The organism is bacterium (assembly GCA_035945995.1).
Taxonomy (GTDB): Bacteria; Sysuimicrobiota; Sysuimicrobiia; order Sysuimicrobiales; family Segetimicrobiaceae; genus DASSJF01.
The window spans coordinates 1-5,063 of the sequence record DASYZR010000100.1; the positions used below are offsets into that span (position 1 = coordinate 1).

The window sequence follows — 5,063 nt, forward strand, 5'->3', positions numbered from 1 at the left end:
CCGCTGCCGCCGGGGGCGCCGCCGGTGGCCTCGGTCAAGATCATCCAGCCGAATCTCGACTACATCGACCGGCACCGCGACGAGCTCAAGAAGACGTTCAGCGACCTGTTTGGCGTCCAGTAGGCCCCACATCGCCGACCGTCCAGGAGGACCGCCGTGTGGCGGGCCGTAGGCGCGGTCGCGGTCGCGGCCGGGCTGGCCCTCGTCGTGTACCCGTCGGCCGTCCTCGTGGGGAGCTCGTTCGTGTCCGGCGGGCGGCTCTCCCTGGCGTTGTACGCGGAGCCGGCACGCGATCCCCGCGCCCTCCTCGACCTGTGGCACAGCGTCGCCGTCTCGGTCGCCGCGACCGCCGGCGGGACGCTCCTCGGCGTCGCGCTCGCCGCGCTCACGGGCCGGACCGACCTCCCGGCCCGCCGGCTGTGGGAGACGCTGCTGCTCGTGCCGTACATGATTCCGCCCTTCATCGGGGCGATCGCATGGGTCTATCTGCTCGGTCCCGTCGGGTATCTGAACCGCGCCTGGATGGCGCTCGCTGGCGCCTCCGGACCGCTGCTCGTCGTCTACGGTCCCGCCGGTATCGTCGCCGTCATGATCCTGTACGGGTATCCCATCGTCTACCTGGCGGTGTCCGGCGCCTTGGAACGCATGGATCCCTCGCTCGAGGAGGCCGCGCGAATCGCGCGCGCCGGCCCCTGGCAGGTGTTCCGCGACGTCACCGTCCCCTTGATCCGGCCGGCCGCGCTGGCCGGCGCGCTGCTGCTGTGCATGTCGTGCCTCGGCGATTTCGGGATTCCGGTGATCCTCGGCGAGCCCGCGCGATACTTTGTCTTGACCACGCGGATCTACTCGATGGTGCTCAACGCCGATCAGCCCGACCACCTCCGCGCGGCGGCCGCGCTGTCCATGTGGCTCGTCGGGCTGGCGGCGATCCTCATCACACTTCAGCGGCGGATGCACGCCCGCAGCCGCGCCACCACCGTCGGCGGGCCCGTCGCGGCGCGGTCCCGCGTGGCGCTGGGACCGTGGCGGCTCCCCGCCCTCGCCGGGGTCGCCGCCTGGGTGCTGGTGACGTCCATCCTGCCGCTCGGGGCGATCGTGCTGACGTCGCTCCTGCGCGCCTACGGCGTGCCGCCGGCGCCGGCCAATCTGACGCTCGCGCACTACGCGACGGCGCTCGGAGGAGTGCCGAAGGTCCCGCGCGCGGTCCTGAACAGTCTCGGGCTCGCCGCGGGATCGGCGACGATCGTCGTCGTCCTGGGCGTCGCGATCGGCTACCGGTTGGCCCGCCTGGCGCCCTGGGCGGCCGCGGCGTTCGATCTGCTCATCTCCGTACCCTACGCGGTCCCCGGCACCGTCGTGGCGCTCGCGATGATCCTGGCCTGGCTGCGGCCCATTCCCGTCGTCGGCCTGCGGCTCTACGACACGATCTGGATTCTGCTCGTCGCCTACGTGGCGCGGTTTCTCGTCTTCGGCGTGCGCACCGTGCAGGCCGGGTTGGCCCAAGTGCACGGCTCGTTGGAGGAGGCGGCGCGGATCAGCGGCGCCGGCCCGCTGGAAGCGTTCCTGGGGATCATGGTGCCGATCATCCGGCCGAGCCTCGCCGCGGGCTGGGCGCTCGCCTTCGTGCCCGCCGTCGCGGAGTTGACGCTGTCGATTCTCCTGTTTTCGGTCGGCAACGAAACGATCGGCGTCGTCATCTTCGGGCTGCACGACGAGGGCAAGATCACCCTTGCGGCGGCGCTCGCGGTGCTCGTGTCCCTGCTGCTGGTGGCCTTGAACGTGCTGGTCAGGGCGCTGCTGGGCGGCCGCGCGGAGGCGTCCCATGGCTGAGCTCGTCCTCGAGGGCGTGGGCCGGGCCTACGGCGCGACCTGGGCCGTGCGCGAATTGTCGCTTACCATCCGAAACGGCGAGTTCGTGACGCTGCTGGGGCCCAGCGGGTGCGGCAAGACGACGACGCTCCGTATGATCGCGGGCTTCGTGGCGCCGACGGCCGGGCGCATTGTCCTCGGGGGCCGGGTGCTGTCCGCGGCGGGCGCGCGCGCGATGGTGCCGCCGGAACGGCGCGGGATGGGCATGGTGTTTCAGCACTACGCGGTGTGGCCGCACCTGACGGCCGCGCAGAACGTGGCGTATCCGCTGCGCCGCGCCCGTCTGCCCCGCGCGGAAATCGAGAGGCGAACCCTTCACGCCCTGGAGATGGTGCATCTCGCGGCGCACGCGGCCCGTCACCCCGGCGAGCTCTCCGGCGGGCAGCAGCAGCGCGTCGCCCTGGCCAGGGCGCTCGTGATGGAGCCGGTGGTGCTGTTGCTCGACGAACCCCTCAGTAACCTCGACGCGCGCCTTCGTGAGGAGATGCGCGTCGAGCTGCTGGAGCTGCACGCGCGCCTCGGGCTGACGGTCGTCTACGTGACGCACGACCAGGCGGAGGCCATGGCGCTGTCCGGCCGCATCGCCGTGTTGCTTGACGGCCGGTGCGCGCAGGTCGGGACGCCCGAGGAGCTCTACGACCGGCCGGCGTCGCCGGCGGTCGCGGCCTTCGTGGGGGCCGTGAACCTCCTCCCCGCCGAGGTGGACGCGGCCGACGGCCGGACGGTCCGGTTCCGGCTTTCCGGGGATGCCGGGGGGGCGACGCTGACCGTGCCCGCGCCCGGCCGGGAGATCCCGGCCGGGCGCGCGGTGGTGGGGATCCGGCCGGAGGCGTTCGACATGACGCCCGACGGCAGCCTCCGCGGCCGGGTCGAGCGCGTCGTGTACCTGGGAAGCCGCGTCGAGTACGTCGTCAGGATCGGGACGCTCACGGTGCGTGTCGACGGCCGCCCGCCCGCATCCGCGCGTCCAGACCAGGAGATCGGGCTGACCGTCCTGCGGGCCCTGCTGTTCCCCGGCGAGGCCGGCCGGGACCAGCGGGGGGCTTAGCGGCCGCCGGAGACGCGCCCGGCGAGGTTGGGCTGCCGGAGTTCCCGGAGCGCCCGGGCGAGATACGGGGCCGCGTCCGACGGGCGTTTCTGTTCGATCAGAAACTCCCCCAGCTCGTTCGCGGCGGCCGCCAGATCGGCGCGCATGTCGGCGTTCTCGAACGACGCGATCGCCTGCTTGTAGTAACGGACCGCCTCGGCCGCGTGGCCCTGCGCGCGGGTCAGACGCGCGCGCACCAGCTGGACCCGCGCCGCTTCCGTCGTGTCTTTGAGCCGGCGGGTCAGGCGCTCCGCCTCGGCCAGGGCCTCGCCGGCCTCGGCCAGCGCGTTGGTGACGACGAGCGCGCGGGCCAGCTCGGTCAGACTGCGCGCGCGCCCCGGATCGTCGCCCAGCTGCTGTTTGATGTGCAGGCTGCTCCGGAGCTGGGCGATCGCCTCCGCGACGTCGCCCTGTTCCAGGAGCATGATGCCCATGCTGGTGCGCGCCTGCGCGAGCAGCCGGATGTCTTCGAGCAGCTCGAAGATGTGCTCCGCCCGCGCGAGGTGCGCCAGCGCCGCGTCCGGGCGGCCCCCGTCGCGGTGCGCGACGCCGAGTTGCACGTGCACCAGCCCGATGCGGCGCAGGTCCTGCGTCGGCTCGAGCAGCGCCAGGGCCTCGCGATACCAGCGCGCCGCTTCCTGGTGCTCGCCGGCTTCCTGATACGTGTTGCCAAGGTTGAGGAGCAGCGCGCCCGCCAGCGAGGCGTCCGGCTCGCCGCCGGTCTGCACCCGGCGGTACGCTTCGAGAAAATGCTCGCGGGCCGCGGGCAGATCCCGTTCGTAGTAGGCGATGAGGCCGAGCACGTGGCTGATCCGCGCCAGGTGACGGTTCTCCTGAATCTGCTCGGAGAGGTCGCGGGCCCGCTCGACGTTCTGGCGCGCAAGATCGAACTGACGCAGGCCCGCCAGCGCTGAGCCGAGCCCGCAGCACGCCTCCGTCTCGGCGTTCTTGTCGTCCTGCTGCTGCGCGATCGTGCAGGTTTCGGTGAACGACTCCGCCGCGTCCGTGAACTCGCCCTGTTTCAACAGGGCCCAGCCGAGGCTAAGCAACGTCTGCAGGGCCCGCCGGCCGAGCGGCGTGCTCTCCTCGAGAAAGTAGCCGATCGGCCGCTGGAGCCGCCGGGCCAGCAGGATGAGTGTTTCGATGGAGGGCTTGGCCCGGTTCTTTTCGATGAGGCTGATGAAGCCTTTCGTAAGCTCGGTCCCGCCGAGCTGCGACTGTGTGAGGCCGAGTTCCTTGCGGCGCGCGCGGATTCGCTCGCCGAGCGAGGGCATTCCGCTCCTCCGGGCGGATCGGATGAGGGCCGTCGAATTGGGGTCTGGGTTGAGCACCGCGCGAGTTAGGCTCAACCCCCGGCACCTCCTTTCCCGACGCGTCAACCGGCGGCCGCGGCGGCGCCCTCTGGGGCGGCCGCCGGCGATCCCCCGCCGCGCCCACCCGATGTGCAGAGGCCGGGCGTGCGGGCGCAAGTGTGTCAAGCCATCCGACCGCAGGTTTAATGGTACAATATCGGCGGGGAGCCCCGCGGCGTGGAAGCGGTCCGGTCCCGGTCGTCGCGCCGGGTTGCGGGATGGCCGCGCCGGCGTGAGGCCGCGCCGGGACACGGAGAGTGCGCCGAAGCACGGAGGCCGCGCGTTCATCGAGGGCGGATCGGATGCCGCATGTCTTTGACACCCCTGGGGTGACTGTTATAATCATGCTGCGCGCGAGCCCACGTAGCTCAGGCGGCAGAGCGTGTCCTTGGTAAGGACAAGGTCACCGGTTCGAATCCGGTCGTGGGCTCCAGACCCCGGCCCTGGTAAAGAGCCGGGCTTTCTCGTGCGGCGCATCTTGCCCCCACCGGTTCGTGCCGTTGAGTCGGGCGCGGTGGCGGGGCGGATCGGCGTGTCGGAAGGGCAGGACGTACAGTTGACCCAGATGGCCCCGTCTGCGCGGCGTCAGTCCCACGAAGGGGGAGGCGGGACGGCGCGGGGCGAACGGCCCCGTCTGGCGCGGGGCGAACGGCCCCGTCTGGCGCGGGGCAAACCCCGCTGACGCGGGGCAAACGGGAGGCCGGCGATGGCGAAGGCGAAGTTTGAGCGGACGAAGCCGCACGTGAACGTCGGGA

General features: G+C 71.9%; 3 protein-coding genes and 1 tRNA gene. 3 read left to right on the top strand and 1 reads right to left on the bottom strand.

Translation table 11 applies throughout. The features are described 5' to 3' along the window. The first annotated feature begins 156 nt into the window (after positions 1-156). Together VGZ23_10925 and VGZ23_10930 are read left to right on the top strand one after the other, a co-directional pair. Positions 157-1,830, top strand: coding sequence for an iron ABC transporter permease (locus VGZ23_10925; GenBank protein ID HEV2358106.1), 1,674 nt, complete (start codon positions 157-159; stop codon positions 1,828-1,830). Beyond that, a complete protein-coding gene (locus VGZ23_10930) occupies positions 1,823-2,917 on the top strand; it encodes an ABC transporter ATP-binding protein (protein HEV2358107.1) in 1,095 nt (364 codons plus the stop codon). The genes VGZ23_10925 and VGZ23_10930 overlap by 8 nt, the downstream gene beginning before the upstream one ends. On the opposite strand, the gene VGZ23_10935 is transcribed toward VGZ23_10930, so the two are convergent. After that, positions 2,914-4,230: a tetratricopeptide repeat protein gene (locus tag VGZ23_10935; GenBank protein ID HEV2358108.1), complete on the bottom strand. Its 1,317-nt coding sequence runs from the start codon at positions 4,228-4,230 to the stop codon at positions 2,914-2,916. The genes VGZ23_10930 and VGZ23_10935 overlap by 4 nt on opposite strands. Before the next feature lie 435 nt (positions 4,231-4,665). On the opposite strand from VGZ23_10935, the gene VGZ23_10940 reads away from it, so the two are divergent. Next, a tRNA-Thr gene (locus tag VGZ23_10940) sits at positions 4,666-4,741 on the top strand. Positions 4,742-5,063: the final 322 nt, after the last annotated feature.